Origin of the sequence: Streptomyces sp. NPDC007205 (genome assembly GCF_040634095.1) — a bacterium.
Classification (GTDB): Bacteria; Actinomycetota; Actinomycetes; order Streptomycetales; family Streptomycetaceae; genus Streptomyces.
Genome location: NZ_JBEYEW010000039.1, coordinates 33,439 through 53,769, shown reverse-complemented (window position 1 = coordinate 53,769; position 20,331 = coordinate 33,439). Strand labels below are relative to the sequence as shown.

The 20,331-nt window shown below is 69.9% G+C and carries 17 protein-coding genes; 7 read left to right on the top strand and 10 right to left on the bottom strand.

What is annotated here, in order from left to right; genetic code table 11:
- The first annotated feature begins 399 nt into the window (after positions 1-399).
- The 3 genes from ABZ624_RS36100 (at position 400) to ABZ624_RS36090 (ending at position 4,527) form a co-directional block, all read left to right on the top strand.
- A complete protein-coding gene (locus ABZ624_RS36100) occupies positions 400-1,803 on the top strand; it encodes a hypothetical protein (protein WP_360098729.1) in 1,404 nt (467 codons plus the stop codon).
- Between the two features lie 122 nt (positions 1,804-1,925).
- Positions 1,926-2,525 carry a class IV adenylate cyclase gene (gene cyaB / locus ABZ624_RS36095; protein ID WP_360098727.1) on the top strand — a complete coding sequence of 200 codons (600 nt, stop codon included), beginning with the start codon at positions 1,926-1,928 and terminating at the stop codon, positions 2,523-2,525.
- A 1,186-nt stretch (positions 2,526-3,711) separates the two neighbouring features.
- On the top strand, positions 3,712-4,527 hold the full coding sequence (locus tag ABZ624_RS36090) for a hypothetical protein (RefSeq protein ID WP_360098725.1): 816 nt from the start codon (positions 3,712-3,714) through the stop codon (positions 4,525-4,527).
- A 799-nt stretch (positions 4,528-5,326) separates the two neighbouring features.
- Here the strand turns inward: ABZ624_RS36090 and ABZ624_RS36085 are convergent.
- Positions 5,327-5,767 carry a VOC family protein gene (locus tag ABZ624_RS36085; RefSeq protein WP_360098723.1) on the bottom strand — a complete coding sequence of 147 codons (441 nt, stop codon included), beginning with the start codon at positions 5,765-5,767 and terminating at the stop codon, positions 5,327-5,329.
- A 449-nt stretch (positions 5,768-6,216) separates the two neighbouring features.
- Here ABZ624_RS36085 and ABZ624_RS36080 point away from each other — a divergent pair, with 449 nt between their 5' ends.
- The gene (locus ABZ624_RS36080; protein ID WP_360098721.1) at positions 6,217-6,609 is read left to right on the top strand and encodes a hypothetical protein; all 393 of its coding nucleotides are present in this window, start codon (positions 6,217-6,219) and stop codon (positions 6,607-6,609) included.
- A 486-nt stretch (positions 6,610-7,095) separates the two neighbouring features.
- Here the strand turns inward: ABZ624_RS36080 and ABZ624_RS36075 are convergent, their stop codons facing one another.
- On the bottom strand, positions 7,096-7,533 hold the full coding sequence (locus tag ABZ624_RS36075) for a hypothetical protein (protein WP_360098719.1): 438 nt from the start codon (positions 7,531-7,533) through the stop codon (positions 7,096-7,098).
- Positions 7,534-7,791: 258 nt separating this feature from the next.
- Between ABZ624_RS36075 and ABZ624_RS36070 the strand changes: the two genes are divergently transcribed.
- Genes ABZ624_RS36070 through ABZ624_RS36060 form a run of 3 tightly spaced genes read left to right on the top strand, consistent with a single transcriptional unit; the run spans position 7,792 to position 11,810 of the window.
- Positions 7,792-8,259, top strand: a complete 468-nt coding sequence (locus tag ABZ624_RS36070; protein WP_360098717.1) for a hypothetical protein — start codon at positions 7,792-7,794, stop codon at positions 8,257-8,259.
- Complete coding sequence (locus ABZ624_RS36065; protein WP_360098715.1) at positions 8,256-9,782, top strand: relaxase/mobilization nuclease domain-containing protein; 1,527 nt, start codon at positions 8,256-8,258, stop codon at positions 9,780-9,782. Before ABZ624_RS36070 ends, ABZ624_RS36065 begins: the two co-directional genes overlap by 4 nt.
- Before the next feature lie 33 nt (positions 9,783-9,815).
- Positions 9,816-11,810 (top strand): hypothetical protein, encoded by a 1,995-nt coding sequence (locus ABZ624_RS36060; RefSeq protein ID WP_360098713.1) that lies wholly within the window; start codon positions 9,816-9,818, stop codon positions 11,808-11,810.
- Here the strand turns inward: ABZ624_RS36060 and ABZ624_RS36055 are convergent.
- Genes ABZ624_RS36055 through ABZ624_RS36020 form a run of 8 tightly spaced genes read right to left on the bottom strand, consistent with a single transcriptional unit; the run spans position 11,728 to position 19,940 of the window.
- Complete coding sequence (locus ABZ624_RS36055; RefSeq protein WP_360098711.1) at positions 11,728-12,255, bottom strand: DUF4913 domain-containing protein; 528 nt, start codon at positions 12,253-12,255, stop codon at positions 11,728-11,730. The genes ABZ624_RS36060 and ABZ624_RS36055 overlap by 83 nt on opposite strands.
- Positions 12,242-14,020, bottom strand: coding sequence for a TraM recognition domain-containing protein (locus tag ABZ624_RS36050; protein WP_360098709.1), 1,779 nt, complete (start codon positions 14,018-14,020; stop codon positions 12,242-12,244). The genes ABZ624_RS36055 and ABZ624_RS36050 overlap by 14 nt, the downstream gene beginning before the upstream one ends.
- The gene (locus ABZ624_RS36045) at positions 14,017-15,489 is read right to left on the bottom strand and encodes an ATP/GTP-binding protein (protein ID WP_360098707.1); all 1,473 of its coding nucleotides are present in this window, start codon (positions 15,487-15,489) and stop codon (positions 14,017-14,019) included. Before ABZ624_RS36045 ends, ABZ624_RS36050 begins: the two co-directional genes overlap by 4 nt.
- Before the next feature lie 15 nt (positions 15,490-15,504).
- On the bottom strand, positions 15,505-16,995 hold the full coding sequence (locus tag ABZ624_RS36040; RefSeq protein WP_360098705.1) for an SCO6880 family protein: 1,491 nt from the start codon (positions 16,993-16,995) through the stop codon (positions 15,505-15,507).
- Positions 16,985-18,394, bottom strand: coding sequence for a hypothetical protein (locus tag ABZ624_RS36035; RefSeq protein WP_360098703.1), 1,410 nt, complete (start codon positions 18,392-18,394; stop codon positions 16,985-16,987). The genes ABZ624_RS36040 and ABZ624_RS36035 overlap by 11 nt, the downstream gene beginning before the upstream one ends.
- Before the next feature lie 34 nt (positions 18,395-18,428).
- A complete protein-coding gene (locus tag ABZ624_RS36030; protein WP_360098701.1) occupies positions 18,429-19,190 on the bottom strand; it encodes a hypothetical protein in 762 nt (253 codons plus the stop codon).
- 23 nt (positions 19,191-19,213) lie between these two features.
- On the bottom strand, positions 19,214-19,525 hold the full coding sequence (locus tag ABZ624_RS36025) for a hypothetical protein (protein WP_360098699.1): 312 nt from the start codon (positions 19,523-19,525) through the stop codon (positions 19,214-19,216).
- Positions 19,518-19,940 carry a DUF6668 family protein gene (locus ABZ624_RS36020; RefSeq protein ID WP_360098697.1) on the bottom strand — a complete coding sequence of 141 codons (423 nt, stop codon included), beginning with the start codon at positions 19,938-19,940 and terminating at the stop codon, positions 19,518-19,520. Before ABZ624_RS36020 ends, ABZ624_RS36025 begins: the two co-directional genes overlap by 8 nt.
- Positions 19,941-20,331: the final 391 nt, after the last annotated feature.

Genomic DNA, 20,331 nt, shown 5'->3' with positions numbered 1-20,331 from the left:
GGGGGGGGGGGGCCCCCCGCGGGCTGCCGGGCCCCCCGCGGGCCACCCCCCTCCCCGGGGGGGCCCACCCGAACTCGCCGTTGGGGGCTCGCGCTTGCGCGACCGCGAAGCGGCTTGTCCTGGTGGCCCCCGCAGAACCGGCGGTATGGCGGAGCTGCCCGGCCAACCGAGGGGAGCCCCCGCCCACCGGGGTGGGGTGTGGCGGAGACCCGCCGCCGACAGCCGGACCGGGACGAGACCGGCCTTAACCTGCGGATTCTGTGACCCAAGTCACCTACACCGAGGGCCTACTGAGGATGACACCAACCAAAAAATAAGGCAGAATTAGAGGTGTCGGAAGGGGATAGGAGCCCCGGACGACACGCACGACCCCAAACCTTCAACACCACGGAGAACAGAATGACCGTGCAGACCGAAACCGCAGCGGGGCACGCGTTCGCCACCGCCGCGAAGTCCGCCGCTGGCTACCTTGACGAGGCCGCCAACTCGCACGGCCGCGAGAAGGTTCAGATGGTTCTCAACGCGCTCGCGCGAACCGAGACCGACGCACCGCATCTCGTGGAGATCGGACCCGGCGGCGGCGCCGCCCTCCAGTACCTCACCGACAGCCTCACCTGCACCGCCAACCGGCCCCGCACCCTGGACGTCACCCTGATCGAGGCCCCCGGCGTCCTCTCGCAGGCTCTCGCACGCGCCATCGACGGCTACAACGCGGCCGACTTGGGAACCTGCTCCCTTACCTTCGGTCTGGCGCAGGACCTCGGCACCATCCTCGACCGCCCCGTCGACATCGTCGCCGCGTCCGCCCTGATGCACGAGGTCTATTCCTACGGCAGCGGGTACCGGGGCATCCACGAGATGATGCAGACCCTGCCCACCATCGTGAAGCCCGGCGGCCACTTCGCCTACCGCGACGTCCGCACCGTCAACGCCGCGACCCTCCACGAAACGGTCACCCACACCTACACGCATCGCGGATGGCTTCAGTTCATCCGCATGTTCACCCCGCAGTACCTGCGGGACAGCCTCCACCCCTACCACCACTCCGGCGACGACCCGACCGTCCGTCAGGACTCCCGCCGCATCGCCCTTGAGAACATCGACCCCCGGACCAGCGCCGTCATCACAGGACCGATAGGCCTGTTCCGCGAGATCCAGCGCCACTACATCACCTTCCGCGACTACGCGTGGCGCTCCGGTGCCCTCGGATTCCTCCCCCGCCTCGACGGACAGCTCTCCGCCGACTGGATCGACGCGGCAGCCGGTCACAAGCGAGTCCACTTCACCCTCACCGAGGCCGAATGGATCTCCCCCCGACAGCGAGCGCTGCTGAAGACCGTCAGCGAACCGTACGGAGACCACTACGTCACGGACGGCGACATCTTCGACGAGTGCACCGACGCCGCCCTCATCGAACTACTTACTTCCGCCGAGACCGGCAACGAGCAGTGCGCGGCCGTGTGGCGCGAGTGGATCGAGCGCGAAGGCCACGAGACCTACGTCTACCTCACCTTGAACGAACTCCTCACCGAGTTCGCGATCTCGTCGGCAGAGGCGAACACCAACACCGTGATGATGCCCCGGACGGCCCGCGACGTCGTCACCCCCGAACGTGCCTACTACACCCGCTACCTCCAAAAGCACCTGCCCAACCCCCTCCCCGACGGCAAGCAGTTGGTTCTCTTCACCAACATCCCCGCCCATGACACCGACGCACTCACGGCCGGTATCGAGACCCTCCGACCGCTGTGCAGCCGCGCGGCCATGGCCCGACTCCACTCCGCACTCACCCAGATGATGTGACCCGCCCACCCACAGCCACCAGGTAACGACCACAGGCGCGGGGCCCTCGGACCACGACCGAGGGCCCCGCCCCCGGGCACCCGCCCGCACGCACGCCGCAATCAACACAGGAGGATGACCCCATGACCGACACCATCGAAGTGGAGCGCAAGCGCGAGCTGTCCGACGACGGCAGCACCCTTACGCCCCTGCTCGCCCAGCTCGGCTACGTCGCATCCGCCCCCATCACCGAGGTTGACACCTACTACAGCCGCCCCGATGTCGACTACATGCAGACCGTCGAGTGCCTGCGCGTCCGCCGTCGCGGCGACTTCGCAGAGATCACGTACAAGCCAGCCTCCACCCCGACGACCCACGCAGCCGACGACGTCGTGTCCAAAGCCGAGACGAACGTCATCCTCCACGAAGGCGAGCAGGCACGCACGGCTGAGAGGCTGCTGACTTCGATCGGTATGCGTGAACTCGTCCGCGTCGAGAAGACCCGCATCACCTACCGCCACCCGGAGATCCCCGGCGTGACAATCAGCATCGACACCGTCCACGGCGCCGGTACTTTCATCGAAACCGAGGTCAACCGACCCACCGCCGACGGTGCCGCCGAGCTCGTCGAGCACATCGAAAAGCAACTCGGCATCATCGGGCACCCCACGGTCGCGCTCCCCTACCGCGATCTTGTACTCAGGCAGTACGAACAGCCCGCGACACACACGGCACACAGGTGATCTTCCCGCTGAATGCCGCGCCGCTCCTCCGCAGGGGCGGCGCGGCTCACACTATCCACAGAGGCTGACCCCGGGCCCGGGAAAAGGACACCCCTACGGGGCGGCAGCCCCATCTGGCCCCTTCGGGGCCGGGTCCGCTGACGCGGACCGAGCCGAGTCGGTCCGGAAAGGGCAATGCCGGCACCGGGCTGCGGCACCAACCCGGCCGACCATGCCAAAGGACACGCCTGCCGGCGTGACTGTGTCGCTGGGCCGGCTCCTTCGTCGCCGGCCGGCCGCCCTCCTTCGTCGGGCGGCATGGACCGCCTACGGCGGACGCATTTTCGGGGCGCCTACGGCGCAGCCGGGGATACCTGCTCCGCAGGCAATCCGCTCCGCGGACTGTGCGGCGCTTCGCGCCGGTGGGTTCCGCTCCGCGGAACCTGTGGCAGTGCGCCGCTCCGCGGCGGGGCGGCGCTTCGCACCGCCGTGGTCGAAGGGCCACCTTCTCCTGGAGGGACCGCGAACCTCCAGCAAGATCACCAGCTGCCTGTCCGCCGAAGGGTGCCGACCAGGCTTCAGAAGCAGTAAGTCATCGGCTGGCGTCTGCCGACACGGATCGGGCGGACTTGCTGGACACCAAGAAATAATTAAGGCAAGATTAGTGAAACGGGGAGGCTTAGGCTCTCCGTCGCAACCGCGTAACCGGCGGAAGATGGGGGCGGACGGCCAGCCCAATAGGAGTAGTACTGGCCGTCCTATGCCCCCTGGCCCCAGGCCCTTCAACAAGCCCATTTCCAGGAAGGCATCTGCACACGATGGTAAACGACGCAGAGCTCGACACACCCCTTGCCCCTGACGACCTCGTGACCTTCCGCGCCGGCGACTGGGCCGGTGCCGACCCCGCTGTGGTTCATTCTGCTCGCCGACGAGCAGAGCACGGTGCTCCGGACTGGACAGCGACGATCAAGGACAGCGACATCGCAACGGTCACGAGTGACCAAGTCCGGCATGGTGCGGTGGGAGCACAGGCCGCAGCGGCACAGCGTCACGAGCCGTGCGGAGCGTGATGCCGAGCACGCGCTCACCGAGACCGGCGCGATGCTCCCGCCGCAGCCCGCCGACCACAACGACCGTCCCGAGGAGGAAGCCGAAGATGACACGCGAGGCCCTGCCGCGGGGAACCACAGATCACGAAGGACACCCCATGGCCACGCTGGACGGACGCCCCGTACTGACTCGCAAGGAGCTGGCCGACACATACGGGCTCAGCATCACCCACCTCGAGAAGCTGTACCGGGAGCGCGAGGCCAACGGCCACCCCGAAGCCGCGGGCACGATCAGCCGCGCGCTGGTCTGGTACGCCGCCGACTGGCACGAGTGGTACAAGCGCCACACCGACGTCTCCGGCCTGGAGAGCCGGGCAGGCCTGCACGCCCGTACAGGCCTGGGCCTGAGCACCCTCCAACTGCTGTGGCGGGACAGGAAGTCCAACGGGCATCCCGAGCCGGAGAAGACGATCGGCAGCACCATGTACTGGGACCCGAAAACCTGGGACACCTGGTACGAGGGCTACAAAGCTGGTCAGCAGTGGCGCACGAACGTCGACCTCAGCGGAAACGCCGAGGATCTGATCTCCCTGTCCGAGGCCGCCCGCGTCCTGGGCATGGATCCGACCAGCATCACGAAGTACCCGGTGAGGCCGCCGAAGCATTGGCCGGCACCGGCCGAGGAAACGACGACGGCCAAGGGCTTCGTCAAGCGAAAGTACCGGCGCGGCGACATCTGGACCTACGCCGAGCGCCGCGAGCGTGGTGGCGGCCGCCCAGCCGGAACGACCAAAACGGATCGCCGCTACCCGTACGACGGCGATCCGCGCCTCGACCAGGCCCGCGCCGCGGTCAAGGCAAACCCCGGAGTTCCTGCGGCCCAACTCGCCGGCCAGCTGGCGCACGAGCACGGCGGCACCGCAGGTACCTGGTCCCACATCGTCCGCAGCGCGCGACAGCACCCCGAGGACTGACCCGCGGCGATCAGAAGAGCTGTACTTACGCCGTCAGCATCCCTCTGCTCCTGCCTTCACCAGCGAGCCGGCCCCGGCCGCAGCCCAAGAAGCAGCTGCCCCTGTCCCTGCCCCTGCCAGGGGCAGGGACAGAGTGCGGTGAATCGAGCGCGATCGTGCTCAAGGCCGAGCCTTCAAACCACCGCTCCAACGGCCCATGCGAGCCCCGTCAAACGGCGCAGCCTTCGGGGGTAGCTGCCAATGGGATCCGCCAATGCCGACGCTCCGTCCGGGGCCACCGGACCACCCGACCGTGGACGGTGCCCTGCGGCACGGCAGCCCCCCTCCATGGGGAGCCTGCAGGACGTCACCGGGGATCGCGCTCACCCTGCCGTGCCAGGCGTTCAACCCGTCGGGTCGGCGCAAGGGGCACTACGCGGGTGCGATCGAGCTGATCGAGCACACGGTTGGCTGTGCACGCGGAAGCGGGAGTCGTTCGACGTAACTTCGGGAGGCGCTCCCCGGCTCCGTCGCATGATCAATGTCGATGAATTCGGGAGTCACTGCCGCCTTCCTCGCGGACCGAGTGTGGCCGTCGCTCCCCGCTCCTCCAGGTCGTTCGCCCTCGCTCCGCTCGGGGCGCTCCACCTGGACCAGCGGCTTCGCCGACGGCAAGGGTCCGCAGCCATCGAGGGAACGGCCCAGAGCGCCGCACGCCGCAACGAAGGGCGTGTGCCAACGAAGCTGGGTGGCACGGGGATTTGGCCGTCAAGGATGGTGGCCGGAAGGCTTGCGGGCGCGATCGGATCCCCGCCGGCCTTCAGCCGAGCTGCTCGGCCAGTCCGACGATGATGCCCTCGGGGCCGCGGACGTAGCACAGCCGGTAGCTGTCCTCGCACTGTGCCAACTCGCCAACGAGTTCGGCGCCGTGAGTGCGCAGGCGGGCAACGCTGTCCTCGATGTCGTCGACGGCGAACATGACGCGGTGCGTGCCCAGAACGTTGTGCGGCCTGTTGCGCGGCCCGGCGCTGATCGCCGCGGGGCTGCGGTACTTCGCCAGCTCGAGCCGGCTGTGACCGTCCGGGGTCCGGAGCATCGCGATGTCACAGCGGACGCCGTCGAGTCCAGTGCACTGGTCGGCGACGAGACCCTCGACCTCCGCCCTCCCCTCCAGCTCCATACCGAGTTCCACGAAGAACGCGATGGCGGCATCCATGTTCTCGACGACGATGCCGACGTTGTCCATCCGCTCAATGGCCATGCTGGTTTCTCCCTCTTCCGCGTGCGGCCGGTGGTCGCTGGTGCCCCTGGGACGGAGCCGGTGGCACGTTCTCGACATCCTGCGCCACGGATCTCAGGCGAGCGGCCCGCGCCGCTCACATGCCGTCCGGCACACGCTCAGGGTTCGGTGGCACAGGACAGCCGCTGGCCGGCGAGCTGGTTACTCCCGTTCTCGCGTACATGGCCTATTCGCGTAGACGTGTGGCTCCCCGTTCCGTGTCGAAACGACATCGCTACTCACGTACATAGCCACACGGTCCTGGAGGCCGCCACGGCCGCCGGGTTTCACCCCGTGTTCACCCCGGAGGGTGGAGACGTGGCGCCCGGTTGCGAGGACGGCTACGCGCCCGTCTGAAGATGACGTGGGAGGGGGTTCGCGAGCCGCTGGAATAGCTGGAGGACGCGCGGGCCGGGCTGCTGGCGGAGGTCGTGATCTGGCCCCTGGCGATGCTCGCCCGCGGCGGCAGCGTGGAGTGGGTCGCCGTCGAACAGTCGAGCGTCCTGCCTGCCTGGATCGAGGCCGCGCTGATGGGCAGGCTGAGCGAGGCCGGGTGGCACACCACCGAGGCGTTCACGCTGGACGCTGCCGACTACGGCGCCACCTCCCACTGCAAGCGCAGGCTGATGGCCGCCCACCGTGGCGAGCGCCCGTTCGTCGACCTGACACCCGCCGCGCCGTTCTCCGCGACGACGTTCGCCGAGTGCGTCGGGTGGCCCACCGGCCGCACCTACCTGACGCGTGGGAACGGCCCCTGGGCCCGGCCACCGGCCGCACCAATGGCGGCAGCGCCCGCAGCGCCGACCTTCCGTCGACGTGCGTGACAGCGACCGCCTACGGCTGGACGTGCACCGAGACCGGCGAGCGGATCAGGCAGCAGGACATCGGCCGCCTGGTCGGCTTCCCGGCCGACTACCCATGGGCCACGTCGGCCGCGGCGGCGGCGTGCGGAACAAGGACCGGCAAGCAGCCGATGCCGTCTGCCCGATGGTGCCAGCCGCGCTGTTCGAGCGCATCCTCGGAGGCCTCAAGTGGGAGGTCAAGACTCGGGCGTACGTCGAGGAGCTGTACCGCCCGGCGGAGGTCGAGGAGGGCGGGCAGATGCTCCTACAGATGGCCGTGTGCAGCGGATCTTTCCAGCCCGGGGGCCCGCACCGCAGGCGTGTTCGTGAGGAACGAGCGGACACGGCGAGGAGCGGACGTACGACCTTGACGCGGAGGAGTCCGGCCGGACACTGGATCGGCCGGGGAGGGAGTGACCACGACGAAGGGCCCCGCGCAGCGGGGCCGTTTCTCTGCGTCTGGAACGGTCAGCTGGAGGCGGCGCCCAGCGTCGCGCCGTCGGCCACGGATGAGCGGTCCTGCGTCGGGATGCTTCCCGCCGGCGAGCCGCAATCCAGGGAGCTCCCGGGCGCCTGTCCGTTGGTCTTCTGAGTCCGGGTGCGCGACGCAGTGGAGTTGCTCCGCGCTGCCTTACGGCCCGTCGCCTGGGTGACCGTCTTGGAGGCGATCTCGGCGAGCTTCGTGGGGTCGTCGTAGTCGAGCTTGCGCAGTTCCGCGCCGCTCCAGCCGACCGCGGTTGATGCGGTGTGTGCCGCGGCGTAGGACTGCACGGCTGCGGTCAGTTGGTCGAGCGCGGCCCGGATGTCTTCGCGTGCGGCCGCGAGGTCGCGGATCGGCTCGAGGCGTGTGTCGAGGAGGGAGCGGGCCGCCGCCTCGGCGGCGTCGATGCCAGTCGTGTCAGTCATATCGGCAGACTAGCGATCAACGCCGCCGCGCGAACGCCTTAACACGACCGCTCGCGGCAGCCGACGAACTGCCGTCGAGGGGTACTCGTCAGGCCGTCCCGCGACCCGCAGTTGAGAGTCTGCGGCCACTAGGCGGGAGCAAGATATTAGATCAGCCGGGCTGATCGATTTGTGCTGGCCCGGCGGGCGGCCAGCGGCGCACACTGCGTGTGGTCCCCCAAGATCGGGGGTCGCTTCGCTGGGAGGGGAATTCAGTACGTGACGGCCGACGAGAACACCGCCGACCAGGCCGTGCCGAAAGCGCGCCGCCGTAGTCCGGGCCGACAGCAGCGTGCCAAGGGCGGCCGGAAGCATCGAGCGGACGTGAAGATGTCCGACGAGGAAGCGATACAGATACAGGCGCGTGCCATCAGTCTCGGCGTGAGCGTTCCTCGGTTGCTGGTGGAGAGTGCACTGCACGGCGACTCCGCGACGGTCAGCGAGAGGCATGCGCGTCATCGCGAACTGACAGCGCTTCGGCGCCAGGTGGCGGGGTACCTCAGCAACGTCAACCAGCTCACGCGCATAGGCAATGCGACGGGGGAGCTTCCCCCTGAGATACCGGCCGCGCTGCGCGTCTCCACCCGTGTCCTGGAGCGGCTGGAGGATCTGCTCGCCACGATGACACCACCGCCGGATCGCTCCAAGGCGGAAGCTGAGGACGTGGACGAAGGCGGCGACGAGTGATCGCCAAGGCCATCGACAAGAAGCTGCCGGACGGCCGTCGTGTCCGCGGCCGCGAACCTGTCGGGCTGGCCCTCTATCTGTTCGGTCCGGGCAAGTTCAACGAACACACGGACCCGCACATCGTGGCAGCGGACGTGACCCTCGGCCTGGAGGACGGACACCGGTTCACCGACCGGCGCGACATCATCGATCTGGGGCAGGACCTGGACGGCCCCCACAAACTCTTCGGGACCGAGTTCCCCGGCGGACACATCTACCACCTGGTGCTGTCGAACGGGCCGGACGACCGGCTGCTGACGGACGAGGAGTGGGCCGAGATCGCGCGCAGTGCGATGGACCGCATGAACTTCACCGAGGCGTCCGGCAAGGCGCCGTGCCGGTGGTTCGCGGTCCGGCACGGTCTGTCGATCGAGGGCAACGATCACATCCACATTGCGGTGAACCTCATCCGCGAGGACGGCACGAAGGCGTCCATCTGGAACGACCGTCCGCGCATTCAGAAGTTCGCGGCCGAGATGGAGCAGCGGTACGGGCTGACCGTGATCGAAGGGCGGTCCGGCGCCGGCCTGCCCGCGGTCACCCGGGCCGAGAAGGAGATCGCCGCCCGCACCGGTCAGCCGGAGCCACCTCGCACTCGTCTCGCGCGCGCCGTGCGGGCCGCTGCCGTGGCGTCTGCGAGCGAGGCGGAGTTCGTTCGCCGGCTACGCCAGTCCAGGGTCCTCGCGCGGCCGCGGTACACCTCCGGCGGACGCACGGGAGTCGACGGCTACTCCGTCGCCCTGCGCCCCGAAGACGGCTCTGATCCTCTCTGGTTCGGCGGCGGAAAACTCGCTCCGGACCTCACACTCCCGCGGCTCCGCGCGCACTGGAAGCAGGATGCGGAGGCCCTCCGCGCGGCGGTCGAGGAGTGGGGCGGTCAGTCATCGGAGCTCACCGGCCGAGAGGCGCGCGTGCTGCGCGCCGAGGCATGGGCGGAGGCCGAGGAGCAGATCAACGGCGTGCTCGCCCGGCTCGCCGAGGTGGACGTCGACGACTGGGAGACGTGGGCCGGTGTCGCGCGCGAGGCAGCCGGCATCTACGGCGCTCTCTCCGCCCGCCTGGAGGGCCGGTATCCCGGGCCGCTGGCTCGCGCCGCCGAGGCACTGTCGAGGTCGGCGCAGAGTCGGCACGGGCAGCCGCGGGCGCGCCGCAGCGGCAACGCGGCGAGCGCACTGCGCGGCGTGCAGATGATTGCCATCCAGGCGCGGCCGATGGGCCGCAGCACGCAGGGTGAAGAGATGCTGATCCGCAGCATGTTCCGCATCGTGGGCATCCTCCACGACACCCATGTCGCGCGGGGCGAGGCCACGCAGGCCGCGCGCCTGGCCGCGCTGGCCCAGAACGACTTGACGGAGCTTCACCGGGCGCTGATCGGTGGCGGTTTGCCGCAAGCGGTGAGCCCGGAGCAGCTGGGCTTCGCGCAGCCGGATGCGCCTTGGCAGCAGCGTCCGATCGGCCGCGACGACCAGGATCTCGACCGTTAAGATCACGCACCCACTGTGGGAGGGGAGCACACGATGAGCGAGCAGACAGACGAAGTGCTACAGGCGCTCGGCGAGAAGGTGCGTACGGCCATCACGGTGGTGAGCGAAATCGCCGAAGTGGTCGCCCGTCACCGGATGGACAAGGCCCGCGAAGCGCAGGCGGCATCCGAGGCGCAGCGGGCCGAGATCGCGGCGAGGCTGCGAGCTGAACGCGATGGTGCGATGCCGGTGATGCGGCAACCGTGGGATACCGCGTGGTGGCGCCGCGCGGAGCCGCAGGAGATCGCCCACGTGTGGCAGGTCACCGCTGGCTGGGCGGCGACCGACGACCCGTATGCGCGGACCACGCTGGAGCACATGCGACGTCAGATTCAGCAGCGGTACGGCGTGAGCGTGCCGGATCAGCCGGTGCCGGACAAAGAGCTGGCCTTGCTGCTGACGCCCCGTCCGCAGGCAGAGCAGACCGGCCCCGGCGCGGGCGCCGAGCCGGAGTTCCAAGAGGGCGTGGAGGGGCAGTTCGAGTACGTGGTGCGCGACGCCGCGAACCCGGATGCGCCGCTGCTCGCACAGGGACGCCTGGCGGCCGATCCGGGTGCTGCGCCGGCGGACGCCGCGGTGCAGGGGCTGCGCGAGTACGCGCAGGGCGGGCCGGATCGAGGGGCGACGCGGGAGGAGCGACTAGACCGTCTCTTCGATGTCGCGTACGGGCGCGTCAGTCCGGCTCGTGACTTGAGCAACGTGGTCATCGACGTCTACCCGGCGGGCCAGGGTGGGAGAGGCCTCAGCACTCCGCTGTACTCCCTGGAGGGCGTGCGGATGGAGGAGGTGCGGGCGGAGCGGCGGGCTGAGCGGCAGCGCGTCATCGACGGCCAGAGCGAGGCGTCCGACGAGGAGGTTCTCGCGGCCATTGCGCTGGAGGAACGCGCGACGCGCGAGGACCTGCGGTACGAGCAGGCGCGGGCGGCCGCGGCCGGGCGCGAGCCCGAAGAGCAGGTGACGTGGAGCATCTATCAGAGCGACTTCGTGAAGGAGAGCGACATCACCCGGCAGGTGGCCACGGGCACGGACGTGGTGCCACCAGGTATGTCACCGGAGCTGTTCGCGGCCGAGCGGCTGATGCACCGGGTCGGTGTCGAGGGGCGGGTGCCGGGTTCGTACAGCATCCTCGTGGTCCGGGCTGAGGATGGCGCCGCTCAGCTTGCCGACATTCGCGGTGAGCAGGTGGAGGCGATCCGTGCGGCGCAGCTGCCCGTTTACGAGGCAGCGCGTGCAGCAGGGGCCGGCGTGGACGTTCGGGCCGTGGAGCAGGCGCAGGGCGAACTCGCCACAATCACAGCGGCGGCGCGGGAGCGGATGGGTGACCTGCGGCTGCGCAGGGAGATGGCCGAGGCGCGGCTACGAGGCGAGAGCGACGAACCGGTCATGTGGGCGGAGCGCCTTCGTCAGGACCTGGATGAGGGGTGGTGGGAGACGGCCAACCCGACGGAAATCGTCGGCGTGTGGGAGCACGTGGGCACGTGGCCCGACGGCGCGACGAAGACCGCTGCCCAGGCCCAACTGGGGGCGGGTGTGCAGCGCACGCACGGCGTCACGGTGCCGCCCGGAGCGAGTGCGGGTGATGTCGCCGCCGCGCTGGAGAAGGCGCTCGACGTCCAGGGCCGGAACCTGCCCGAGGACCGCCAGGACGAGCGGCTGCGGCAGCAGTCCCAGGACGAGGAAGCCGCCGCGACTGCGTCGGGGGAGCGTGCCGAGGGAATGGCCACAGTGGGCGAGCCGGTGGAGGACGTGCGGGCGGAAGCCGAGCAGGCCGCTGCCATGCGAGCGGCCGCGGAGCAGGACCGTCAGGCGACCGCCGCGTTGGCCGACGTGGGCGACCGCGAAGCGGCGGATGCCGTCGCGGCCGCCGCGCAGGGGTTCTCCGGGACCCCGTCGTCTCGGCTTGCTGCTAGCCAGGGAAAGAAGCGGTCCAGGCGGCCGCGGCCGCCGCGTCAGTCCCGCGATCAGGAGCGGGGTCGCGGGGGTCGCTGAACGCCGTGCCGAGCCACAGGCCCGGGTCGGAGTCGGCGAGCGGCATCGGTTCGAGCTGGCGGTGCTCGCCGGGCTTGCACGCCATGAACGGACCGCTGTCCTTCGACATCAAGACGTTGAGGTGCGGGTCGCAGTGGTACAGCCACCAGCTGGACATGGTGCCTTCCACGACCGCCTTCTCCCACTCCTGCCACATGGCGTTGAGTCGGCTGACGGCTTCGCCGTGGCGGTACCACTGTGAACACCAGGTCAGGGAGCCGCCGAAGCGGCGGCGGATGACCTGGGCGAGGTGCTTGCGCAGCCAGCTCTCCAGGTCGCCGTAGACCGGCTTCGGTGACTCCTTCGCGCCGGCTTTGGCGTCCGCTTGAGCCGTCACCGAAACGGGGCCGGTCTCGTCCTCGTCGAGGGCGGGGCCGGGCTCCCAGCTGTCGTCATCGTCCAGCATCGAAACCCTCCGCGTCGGGGGCGATCAGCTCGTGTAAGGGCATCTCCTCCGCCGGCGCGTACCTGGCGAGAGAGGCGCGCACGCTCTGCGCGTGGGGGCCGTTCTGCCACGGCTCAGTCTCGATCAGGACCGGCCTGGTGCCGGAGGCGAACAGCAGCGCGCGGCCGCGCGGCAGGGCGGCCAGGTCGGCCACTTCGAGAATCTTCTCCGTGCGGGTGGAGATCGAGGTGGAGCGCGAGGCCATGGAGCCGCGCTGAATGCTGATGCTGTGGGTTTCGGGCTCGAAGTCCCCGACGAGCTGGGACAGATCGCCGAGGAACTGCGTCTCGCTCACGCCGCCGCCGTACATGCGGATGTTGGACGCGGACCAGAGCTTCTTCATGCCGTACTCGCCCCAGACGACGACGCCCTGGGCCCAGGACTGCAGGATCGTCATCAGCGGGATGCCGCGCGAGCCGTAGTGGCTGTAGAGGTCCGGCAGGTCCTTCCACCGGCAGACGTTGGCGGCCTCGTCGAGGACACCCAGCATCGGGGTGCGCAGACGGCCGCCGGGGCTTCGGGTCGCGAGCTCTTCAGCGGCCTCGATCGTCGCCACTGTCAGCGCGGTCACCAGCGGGCCGGCGGTGCCTTGGCCCTCGCGGGAGAGCGAGTACAACGTCCCGCTGCCCCGGACGAAGTCATGGGGGTCGAACTGCGGCCGGTCGGGGTTGTGGGGGTCGTAGGTGACCCATCGGGTGATGGCCGGGTTCACCAGGAAGCCGATCGACTTCTTCGCCGTGCCGTACACGCCGGCGCGCTGCTTGTCCGGGCTGTTGATGACGCCTTGGACGCCGTCGGCGGGAAGGTCGTGCCCGGCGGCGCGCAGGATGTCCACCGGTGTGGTGTCCGTCGGGTCGGACACCCACGAATACAACCGGGTGATGGGCTCCCGTCCCTCGGTCGCGGCCAGGATGAGGAAGGACAGCAGCGCCTGCCCCTCCGGGTCGAAGAAGGCGTCGGTCTTGGCGTCAGGCTCTTTGCTGTACGCGGCGAAGACGGCGGCCAGTTTGACCGCCTTCTCGATGTCGGTGACGTAGGTCAGGGGATTCCACCACCAGGTGGGGGGCTCCTCGGCGACCCGCTGCGGGTCGAAAACCCACACCGGGCCCGCCTGGTTGCGGGCCAGTCGGGTGGCGTCGACGATGTCCCGCTTGTTGCTCGTCACCAGCACCGCGCCGGGCGCGTCGAGGATCGCGGGGATCGCGCGGGAGGTTGTCTTACCGGTGCGCGGGCCCCAGATGTCGACGTGCATGTCCTCCCACGAGCCGTACAACGGCTGTCCGGTGCCGCGGGCCCGGCCGATGCGCACGCCGGGGTGGGTGGCCGGGGCGCCGAGCCGGGCCGCCGTGGCGGCCGCGCCCTCGCGGGAGAGTGCGGTCTGTTCACGGCGGTTGGCCAGGTGCCGGGCGGCGGCGTCCACGCTCAGCCGTGGCTGCCGGGAGCGCCATACCAGCCGCCATGCGAGGAGGGCCAGAGCCGGGATGCCGACCGCCTCGGCGGCCGCGACGACGGTCGCGGCCGTGCCCGGCCACGACACCTTGCCCGCCAGCAGGTTGATGACGAGGGCGAACGGGTTGCCGCTCGGCGTGGGCTTGTCGTCGAGGGCTGCGCCGGCGAGTACCGCCAGCCACGTCCCGAGCACGAGCGCGATGACCGTGCCCAGGACGGCCACCATGATGTACGGCGTGAAGTCCGAGGGACCGCGCCGATTACGGGTGACACTCACCGGCCGCCCCCTGTCATGTCCCACCGCTTGTTGGTGTTGTTGACCTCTAGTTCCGCCTTGGTCAGCTCGACGTGGAACGGGATGCCTGGCCGCCCGCCCACCTTCGTCAGGAACTTTCCGCGGCCGGGCGGGTCGGCTTCGCGGCCGCGCAGGGAGTCCCAGGAGGGCGGGGTCGACCAGTCCACGATCATGCGCTGCTCGCGCTGCGACATGTTCACCACCTGCGTCAGCGACGCCATTTCGGCCTGTGGCAGGCCACCGCACACGACCATGCCCGCGCGCTCGGCGAAGCCGCGGGCCTTGAGCCGGTCGGCCTCGTCAGGCAGGGCGAGGAGGTCGGCCATGGTGTGCGTGATCATTGCTTGTCCCAGGCCGTACTGCCGGTTGAGGCGGGTGAGGGCGTCGACGCGGTCGACCAGGCCCTTGCCCGCCCGCAGCACGCGCCACAGCTCGTCCAGGACGACGAAGAAGTGCTTCTGCGGGGCGAGACCGGCATCCGCGAGGGCGTGCGCGGCCTCGATCGCGCCGAAGCCGTCGCTCCAGCACGCCAGCAGGACGGCGGCCTGCAGCTCGGCGTCGGCGTCGTCGATGCCGGAGATGTCGATGCACACCCCGCCGGGCGAGTCGAGCCGGAGGGGATGGGAGGTGTGCCGGGCGAAGCTCTCGCCCATGGGCCCGTCGAGCAGGCCGAGCAGTGAGGCGTGCAGCCCGTCGACCGCCGTCCGGTACCGCTCTTCGCTGCCCCGGGCGAGGGTGACGGCGCGCAGGGCCTCGGGCCCTTCGTCGATCACCCGGATCAGGTCCGGCAGGATCGGCACCCCGTCGTGCCGCTCCTCCAGGAGCTGCAGCGCGGTGTTGATGACGGTGCGCTCCCGGTCCACGACCGGCACCCCGCGCAGGATGGTCACCAGGGCGGTGACCATGTTCAGCCGGCGGCCGCGGCCCTGGGCGAGGAGCTGTTCGCGGGCCGCCCCGGAAAGCTTCGCCGCCGCGGCGGCCGTCTCCCCGGGATCGAGCACGTTGAGCGAGCCCAGCCCGCGGCCCAGCTTGACGATCTGGCCGCCCATCGCGCGGACCAGGTCGACGTAGTCGGGCTTGAGGTCGCCCAGCACCATCGGGTAGACGCCGTACCCGGCCAGGCCGAGCACCCAGCGCCGCACCAGCGTGGACTTGCCAAGGCCCGGCTTGCCGAGCACCAGGGCGGACGGGTTGTGGATCAGCCCCGCCCGCTGGAACCACGAGATGGGGTCCATGCACAGCGTGGCGCCGGACTCCAGGACGCGGCCGACCGGCACCCCGCGCATCGGGGTGCCGCTGCCCGCCGCCCACGGCCACAGACCGCAGACCTGCACGGTCGTCCCGCGCCACTCCGGGGGCGCCTCCACCAAGGACGCCTTGCCCCCGCCACGGCCAGGGAAGCCGCGCAGGCCCGGCTTGCGCACGCGGACGGTCGTCTTCTGCTTCGCCATCAGTTCCCCCTCCTCCTATGAGGCGTCGCGTATCGCCTGCGGGACGCGCAGATGGTCGGGCAGGACGATCCCGATCGGCAGCGCCGCGGCGAACGCGACCGCCTGCGAGCCGTACATCCGGCGCAGCTGCACGCGTGCCGGGGGAGCGAGGACATCGATCGCCGCCGCGGCGGTCGGCAGGTCCTCCAGGCTGTTGACGGTCGCGGTGACGAGCATCGCGAAACGGGTCAGCCCGGCCCCCTTGGCCTCTTCGCGGGCGGATTGCTCGGCCGCGGCCACCGCCACCGTGTCGCGGGCGGCGGGTTTGGTGCCGCCCATCTTGAAGCGCGCATCGCGCCGGTCGCGTTCGACCAGTTTCGCGGCGGTCGCCGGGTCGTGCGGCCGGTACATCAACGTCACCCGCTTGCGGGCAATGTCGCGGTGCGGGCCAAGCAGGCCGGTCAGGACGCTGGAGAGCACCTCACCGCGGGGGGCTTCGCTCATGCCCCAGGTGATGGACGCCGCGCTGTCGTGCACGTAGTGCCCCCAGGACTCCTGTGCGGCAACGGGACCGGCGTCCTCCCAGGTGAGCCCGGTGCCGCCGGTGGCCTGGGCCTGCTCGACGAGGACCTGCACCGTGGGGTCGTAGGCGACGCGGACCATCTCGGCGAGCTGCTGCGCGGTCATCGGCCGGGCCTCGCCCGCCCCGGTCATGCCCAGGTGGGAGGACAGGCCCGGCAGGCGGGTGCCGATCTCCCGCGCCATCTCCGCGTGGTCACGGCGTTTGGCCCCGGGCCGCGGCGCCGCCGAATACGTCACCGACACCCGCGCGTGGACCAGGGCGGAGCCGGCCGGGTAGGTGGCCACGACCTCGCGCAGGACCTCCTGCGCGAGCGCGGGCGCGCCCGGCTTGAGCTGGCCATCGACTTCGCCGGCGAGGCGGGTGCCCGGGTCGGGAGCCGTCTCGATACAGACGCTGGCGGCCACGAGCGACGGCTCGTGCGCCAGGCTGGCCAGCCACGAGCCCCAGTAGGCGACCCAGGTGTCCACCTGGTCGGTGTCCACCAGCGCGGCACCGTCGGCGCCGCACTCGAACACGGCGGTGTAGTGCCCGGTACTGGGTATCGCGATCAACCCGAACGGGCGGCCGTAGGAGTCCTCGGCTTCGTAGACCGAGGAGGAGGCCGCAAGCCCGGGCAGGCGGAACGTCCCGTGCGCGGTCGTCCCCAGGGGGCCCGAGCGGTAGATGTGCTGGCCGGCCGAGCGGCCTCGGCGCCAGGCGAAACGTGCGAGGGAGCGCTGCAAGAGGTTCCTTCCGTGCCGGTCCTTGAACAACAGCGGTACGAGGGCGAGTCCGAGCAGGAGGAGGACGATCAGCCCGGCGACGAAGGAGAACATCATCACCAGGACGGCGACGATCAAGCCGCCGAGGAGAATGATCGATCCCGCGAGCCCGAGGCTGCCGATGCCCGGCGAAGTCGGGCGCCGCCAGTTGCCGTAGGTCCGCTCTGCCGCATCACGAGCCACTGGGACCGTCCTCTCCCGCCGAGCCCTCGATGGCGCCCTGGGCGGCCTGCTTGGCCTCGTTCACCTTCTGCACGGCCACGGCGGCGCCCATACCGGCGGGGCCTGCGGCGGCAGCCGCACCACCGGCCGCACCAGCCCCTGCAGCCGCGCCGCCGGTCGCACAGCCAGCGCCACCGCCAGCGCCACCGCCAGCACCGGCTCCCGCAGCGCTCCCGCCACCTGCGCCTTGCGACCCGCCGGTAGGCACAGAAGCAGCACCCTCGCCACCGGCTGGGGACTGCCCGCCCTCGCCGCCGCCGGGCGGCGCGCCGCCCGAGGGGTTCTGAGCCCCTGGCTGTTGCTCGCCCTGGCCGCCGCCAGGACGGCCACCAGCGGCGTTGTTCGACCCCGTAGGACCGCCGCCCGAGGGTCCGCCGGAACCTCCTCCGCCGCCGCCGGATCCGCCGCCCGCCCCCATGCGGGAGGCGATCATGCGTGCTCCCGTGGCGACGGCCGCCCCTGCCAGCGCGGCCCCCGCGCCCGTGCCGGCACCGGTGGTCTGCGAGACGGCGGGCACGATGAACCGCATCAGTGCCGGAAGCGCGGCCACGGCCATGATGATCATTGCGAGGCCTGCCAGGACGGACGTGAGGTCGTCCTGCTTCATGCTGACGATGGCGTAGGCGTAGATCGTCGCAGCCACGGGTTTATAGGCGATGAAGGCGATCAGCCAGCCAACCGCCTTCTTGTACATGGCTTTCCCGTTCTCCGTCCCCGACAGGGACGCAGCCACGGGAAGTGTGCCGACCAGCAGGCCGAGCATGGCGTAGCGCACCAGCATCAAGATCAGCTGAATGATGCACGAGATGATGCCGAACAGGCCCATGACAATGATGAGGAAGGCGGCCAGGCCATTCGTCTGAAGAACGGTGAGGTTCTTCATCGCCTTGCCAAATTCTGATGCGCCAGTTGACGTGAGGTTGGTGCCGTCGCTGGCGTTGACCTTGAGGGCGCTTTCCAGGATCCACGTCGAGAAATAGTCACAGAACTCGGTGGCGAGGGTGACTCCGGCAACGGAGCAGCCGGTGACGACGACCAGCCGGAAGAGCCCTTGCAAGGCCTCCTTGGCTGGCTCGCCCCTACGCTCCCATGCCATCCGCCCGGCTGCGATGAGCAGCCCCAGCACGGCGAAGAACACCGTGAGCCAGTGCGTGTACTCCCAGAGGAAGGCGACGGGGCCCAGGGGCTGCCCAGTGGTCGTCGAGCCGAGCTTCGGTGTGGGGATATCAACCCACATCGAGGAGAGGGTTCCGACGATGTCCGCTTCCGCTGTCTGAATGCCAGAAGCAACTTCCCCGATGATGCCGTCCGCTGCGGATCCGACCGTGCACGACCAGGGGTGGAAGATGTAATCACACATCAGCGGTCACGTCTTCCACTCACATGTATTTCGTTCATGAAACGCCACTCCAAGGGACATAGCCCGCAGTGCTGGTCACCTGGGACACATTCGAGCTATCCGCGCCGGTGTCCTGGAGCTGGATCTTCCAATCACCGTCGAGCCACTTCACGGTGAAAGTGGCGACGTTGTAGCTGCCGTTATTCATGTGGCCGACCAGGTTGATGACCGCCGTGTCGGGCGTGTAGCTGGCGAACTGGAACCCGGCCAGCTGCCCGTCAACCTTGCCATCGCCGATCTCGGACCCGGCCAGCACCTTCAGACCGTGGTCCACACCCGGGCCCGGAACAGCCTGAGCCTTGAGGATCTTGATCACATCCGCATTGGACCCCACGCCGATCCGGCCGCCGATCTGCGAGACGGCGATCAGCGCGCCGAGCGGCGTGTGAGCGTAGCAGCGGGCGACAGGCCCATCGACCTTGCCCGGTCCGGCGCTCGGCGAGGTCGGCAAGGCGTCCCCCTTGACCAGCTGCCAGGTCACGTCCTTCGGCGTGCTGGTCGGCGGCGTCTGATTGGTGTCAGACAGGCCGCAGGCGTTGCCAGTGGTCGCCGGGCTGCTGGCGGGCGTCACCGCAGGGCCGGTGCTGGACCCGGGGCCGGTGGCTGCCGGGGTGTCGTTCCTGTCGGAGCCTTTCGTGGCGATGACGGCGACAGCGAGGATCACCACCAGGCCGAGGAAGACCGCCGAGGCGATGAAACCTCGGCTGCGGCGCCTACCGGGCTTGTCGTCACCGGTAGGCAGGTTGTTGATGCTCACAGGTACCCCCTCATGGTGGGTTGTCAGACCAGCGCGCCGACGAGTGCAGAGGCCGAGCCGACCAGGACGCAGGCCCCCAGGACGTAGGCGAGGCCGGTCATGTGCTGGCCACCCTCACCACGCTGGTGCATCACGGCCATGCGGCCAGCGACTATCAGCAGACCGGCAACGCAGGCAGCGCACACGATCCACGCGATCCACGAGAGGATCGTCGTCAACCCCTCCGTGTGCGGGGGCATTGAGCCGGTGCCGGGCGTGGGGACCGGATCGCCGGGCGTCTTGTCGGCCAGGTAGATGTGGGCGCGGCTGACCGAAGAGAGCGCAAGGTCACGCATGTCGAATGCCTCCAGAGATGTGGTGGAGGTCCAGGCCGAGTTGGCGGACCGCCGGGTGGTCTGGGGTGAGGGGGGCTCCGCGTCGCAGGTCTTCGAGCCAGGGGATCGTCCACACGCGCGGGAACCCGCCGCCCACCAGGTGAGCGAACTCGCGCAGCTCGCGCGGCAGCTTGCCCGGGGCGTCGGCGACCTGGACCAGGCCCAGCACTTCCACGCCCTCGGGCACCTGGGCGGAGGCCCACTGGCGCCCGGCGAGCTGCGCCCGGGTCAGGCCGTAGTGGTGCGTTCGAGCGACGAGCACGACCCGCGCGAGGGCCGGGCGCGGCGGCGCAGGCCAGTAGCCGCCCGCCTCCGCGCCCGACAGACCGATCGCCGTGGCGAGCGTGCTCGTCCCGGCACCTCCGTGGCACGACACCCACCAGAACGCGGGCTCCACCCCCGGCTGGACCGCGAAAACCGGCAGGCCGCCGACAGGCTGCGGGACCGTCCCCGGCTGAGGGCGGTGAGGCCCTGTCAGGCGCGGCGGCGCAGCAGCAGCCGCATCCACCCCCTGATGACCGACCGAGTCAGTCTGTACGGATTTAGTGACCCATGGGTTCGTTTCCTGCAATTGACACCTACCCCTCCCGGACCAGCGAGTTTATGTGATGCAAGTGGCTTGAGCGCGGGGGATTATGGCGTGGTGTCAGCAGATCTAAGCGTTATGGTCGTAGACCCGTGTCGCCTTCTGTGACACGTGGGGGAACCGTGTGTCACCGAGGGGGAGGCATGGCCGTGGCCGGAGAAATACGCGCAGACATAGGTAA